Source organism: Streptomyces anatolicus, from assembly GCF_019400875.1.
Classification (GTDB): domain Bacteria; phylum Actinomycetota; class Actinomycetes; order Streptomycetales; family Streptomycetaceae; genus Streptomyces; species Streptomyces anatolicus.
Map to the genome: position 1 here is coordinate 1 of NZ_WMBF01000612.1, position 3,319 is coordinate 3,319.

Annotated in this window: 5 protein-coding genes; 3 read left to right on the forward strand and 2 right to left on the reverse strand. The window is 70.7% G+C overall.

All coding sequences use genetic code 11. The features are described 5' to 3' along the window. The coding region (locus tag GKQ77_RS30350) for a hypothetical protein (protein ID WP_219692333.1) at nucleotides 1-422 on the reverse strand (422 nt) is incomplete at its 3' end. A gap of 169 nt (nucleotides 423-591) precedes the next feature. Further along, nucleotides 592-1,020 (reverse strand): ATP-binding protein, encoded by a 429-nt coding sequence (locus tag GKQ77_RS30355; RefSeq protein WP_308117830.1) that lies wholly within the window; start codon nucleotides 1,018-1,020, stop codon nucleotides 592-594. A 283-nt stretch (nucleotides 1,021-1,303) separates the two neighbouring features. Between GKQ77_RS30355 and GKQ77_RS30360 the strand changes: the two genes are divergently transcribed. The 3 genes from GKQ77_RS30360 to GKQ77_RS30370 form a co-directional block, all read left to right on the forward strand. After that, nucleotides 1,304-2,164, forward strand: coding sequence for a Sco1979 family transcriptional regulator (locus GKQ77_RS30360; RefSeq protein ID WP_219692331.1), 861 nt, complete (start codon nucleotides 1,304-1,306; stop codon nucleotides 2,162-2,164). 1 nt (nucleotide 2,165) lies between these two features. Beyond that, on the forward strand, nucleotides 2,166-2,486 hold the full coding sequence (locus tag GKQ77_RS30365; RefSeq protein ID WP_125512129.1) for a DUF397 domain-containing protein: 321 nt from the start codon (nucleotides 2,166-2,168) through the stop codon (nucleotides 2,484-2,486). A gap of 61 nt (nucleotides 2,487-2,547) precedes the next feature. After that, nucleotides 2,548-3,319, forward strand: a 772-nt coding sequence (locus GKQ77_RS30370) for an SAM-dependent methyltransferase (RefSeq protein WP_219692332.1), incomplete at its 3' end; no start/stop codon positions are given.

Here is a 3,319-nt window from a genome sequence, read left to right on the forward strand (position 1 = left end):
ACCCGGGACCACCCCGGTGTCGTCCCCGTCGCCCGGCACAGCGCCAGATACAGCGGGATCGGCGGGGTGTAGGGCACATCGCCCTCCGGCCGGTTGATCAGCACAGGGGCCCGGCGGCCGCCGTCCCGCACGACCGCGCCCGCCGAGTAGGCGGCCGGCGAGGGCCACTCCATGGCGACGTCGGAGTCCGCCGGAACGATCCACCACCAGCGCGGCCCGTCCTCGTACACGCACCCCACCCGGGGCAGCCGCGACATCAGCCGGGGCCCGAGCGCCGCAGGCACCGCCACCGCGTCGCGGCCGAGCGGTTCGGTCATGCCTTCGGGCAGATCGAGCCGCAGGGGCGGGGGTGGCGGGACCCCGGCCCGCTGTCGCCGCCGGGAGAGCCGGACCAACGTGTTCAGATCCAACGGCCGCACCATTCCCGCGTTCACATGCCCCCCGCCCGCGTCACTGCCACGCTCGACTCACCCGTTCTCCGCACGTGCCGACGCTGTCGTTCCGGTCCACGCCGTCACAAGCGGTACTTCGGCTCTTCGGTACTCCGGTACTCCGGTACATCCGGACTCCGGGGCACCTCCGTACTCCGGTCTACGCGAACTCCGGCGCTCCCGCCGCCGTCCGCCGCAACTCCGCCCACACCGTCCGCCCGATTCCGGGCCCCGCGTCGTGGACGCCCCACGCACTGCTCACCGCGTCGACGAGAAGCAATCCCCTCCCGTGCTCCTCGTCGGCTCCCCTGTGCACCGGGCGCGGTACCCCTGAACCGCAGCCTTCGTCACGCACGGCTATTCGCAGCTTCTCCGGATCTGCGCACAGCTCGCAGATGATCCGCCGGCTCGCGGTGTGCACCACGGCATTCGTGACCAGTTCGGAGAGTATGAGTGCCGCCGCGTCGCAGGCGTCGTCGTCCCGCACCGCCCACTCGCCGAGCCGCACGCGCATCAGCCGTCTGGCTTGCGCTACGGAGCCCGGTCGCGGGGCGAGGGCGAAACTGACGCAGACCTCGGCAACGCACACAGGACGTTCCTCGGCGGGATCACCAAGACGGCCTTCGGCGGCTTCGGTTCCTAACGGCGCGGGCGGAGTCACGCTCTCCACTATCGCCCCGCCCCGAACACCTTGGCAAGACCCACTCTGAAATGTGCACAGTGGCGTATTCCTTCGAGACGGCTCATGGCACACTGCTCGCAACAGCTCGCGTCGCGCCATGAGTTCCGTATGAGCCCGTACGACTCCCTATGAGTCCCCAACGCGTCCGGTGCGAGTTGCGGCAACGCGCAGCCAGGTGGAGGTAGGAGACGTGAGCGAACCGCGGTCCGCGCCGACCGTCGGCCAGGTCGTTCTCGGTCGTCGCCTTCAGGACCTGCGCGAGGGGGCCGGCCTCAGACGCGAGGAGGCGGCGAAGATCCTGCGCGTCGCCCCCGCCACCGTCCGCCGCATGGAGACGGCCGAGGTCGCGCTGAAGATCCCGTACCTCCAGTTGCTCCTCAAGGCCTACGGCGTCGCCGACGACGAGGCCGACGCCTTCGTCACCCTCGCCGAGGAGGCGAACAAGCCGGGCTGGTGGCAGCGGTTCCACGACATCCTGCCCGGCTGGTTCAGCATGTACGTCAGCCTGGAGGGCGCGGCCAGCCTCATCAGGTCCTACGAGCCGCACTTCGCGCCCGGCCTGCTCCAGACCGAGGAGTACGCGCGCGGGGTGATGCGCTCCGGCGCCATCGGCCAGACCCGCCCCGCGGACATCGAGCGGTACGTGGCGCTGCGCATGGAGCGCCAGACGCTGCTCACCCGCGAGGACGCGCCCCGGCTGTGGGTGGTGATGGACGAGACCGCGCTGCGCAGGCCCGTCGGCGGCCCCGAGGTGATGCGCGAGCAGCTCGACCGGCTGCTCGAAGCCACCGAGATGCCCCATGTCACGCTCCAGGTCGCGCCGTTCGCGGCGGGCCCGCACCCCGGAACGTACGGACCGTTCGTGCTCTTCCGCTTCGCCATGGCGGAGCTGCCCGACATGGTCTACAGCGAGTACCTGACCGGCGCCGTCTACCTGGACGCGCGCAAAGAGGTGGCCACCCACCTGGAGGTCATGGACCGCATGGCGGCGCAGGCCGCCACGGCACAACGCACGAAGGACATCCTCCGCGATGTCCGCAAGGAGCTGTGACATGGACCGACATCGAGCCGGAACGCGCCCCGCCGGTCCGCGTTCACCCGGGGCCCGCGACGACTCGCGCGCCGAGTCCCGCGGGGAGTCCCGCATCTACAACGGCATGCCCGCCCGGGACCTCGGCACCGACGGCTGGCACAAGCCGTGGAGCGGCGGCAACGGCGGCAACTGCCTGGAGGCCATGAAGCTGGCCGACGGCAGGGTCGCGGTGCGCCAGTCCGCCGACCCCGACGGCCCCGCGCTCATCTACACGCACGGGGAGATCAACGCGTTCATACAGGGCGCGAAGGCGGGCGAAGCGGACTTCCTGCTGTCGTGACCGCCCGACTTCCTGCTGTCGTGACCGCCCTCTCCGACCGCCGCTTATCCATGGAGCTGCCATGACCGACCCGTCGTACATCGACACGAGCAAGCCGCACCCCGCACGGATGTACGACTGGTTCTTGGGCGGCAAGGACAACTACCCGGTGGACGAGGAGATGGGCCGCCAGCTCGTCGCCATGGACGGGCGGGTCCTGACGACGGCACGGGCCAACCGCGCGTTCATGCAGCGCGCGACGCGCTGGCTCGCGCACCAGGGCGTACGGCAGTTCCTCGACATCGGCACGGGCATCCCGACCGAGCCGAACCTCCACCAGATCGCCCAGGGGATCGCCCCGCGGGCGCGCGTCGTCTACTGCGACAACGACCCCATCGTCCTCGCCCACGCCGAGGCGCTGCTCCGCTCGACGCCGCAGGGCGCCACCGAGTACATCCAGGCGGACTTCCGCGAACCGGAGAGAATCCTCCAAGAGGCCGCACGGATCCTGGACTTCGACCGGCCGATCGCCCTGTCGCTCGTCGCGCTGCTGCACTTCATCGCGGACGAGGACGGCGCGTACGACCTGGTGGACCGGCTGATGCGGGCGCTGCCGTCCGGCAGCCATCTGATGCTGTCGCACGGCACGGGCGAGTTCACGCCGGAGACGGCGAAGCAGGCCGCCGAGCTGTACGAGGCACGCGGCATGACCCTGGCGCTGCGTACGCGCGCCGAGGTGGAACGCTTCTTCGAGGGGTACGAGCTGGTGGACCCCGGAGTGGCGGTCATCGACCACTGGAAGCCGGAACTCGGCGAGCGGATGCCGGACATGGGGGAGGGGCCCACGCCGGGGT